Raw genomic sequence first — 514 nt, 5'->3', positions numbered from 1 at the left:
CGGGTGCCGTTGGGTCCGACGAGGAAGTGGTGGCCGTGGGGGCTGGTCCACAGGTAGTGCCCGGGCAGCACGGTCAGGTAGCGCCATCGGCTGTGGGTCTTGGCGCGGTGATGTCGCCGGCACAACGGGACGAGGTTGCAGGGACAGGTCACGCCGCACTGGCCGTGGGGTGTCACGTGGTCGAGGTCGCAGGCCGTTGCCTGTTTCGGGCAGTTGGGGAACCGGCACGAATGGTCGCGTTGTTCGACCCGCCTGCGGATCCGGTTGGGGATCTCGTAGGAATCGACGGGGACGCAATCGGCCAGGTCGATCACCGGCCGCACGATCACGGTGGTGCCTCGTGCGCGGAGCCATTCCTTGATCTGCGCGATGCTGACCGGCGCTCGGCCTTGCTCCCACCGGCCGACGGGGTTCGCGAACGGGTTGTCCTCGTTGAGGCTGGTGTCGGTGATGTGGACGCTCAGGACGACCTTGCGGCCGGGGTCTCGAGACGGTTGCTGCGCAACCTCCTCGA

General features: G+C 67.7%; 1 pseudogene. It reads right to left on the bottom strand.

The window, feature by feature from the left end:
- A pseudogene (locus tag ACOADB_RS14745) lies at positions 1-514 on the bottom strand (hypothetical protein); the annotation flags it as partial.

Origin of the sequence: Nocardioides sp. CPCC 206348, from assembly GCF_048654705.1 — a bacterium.
In the GTDB taxonomy this organism is placed as follows: Bacteria; Actinomycetota; Actinomycetes; order Propionibacteriales; family Nocardioidaceae; genus Nocardioides.
Note: the sequence above shows the minus strand (reverse complement) of the source record. Positions and strands in the feature narration are given on the sequence as shown.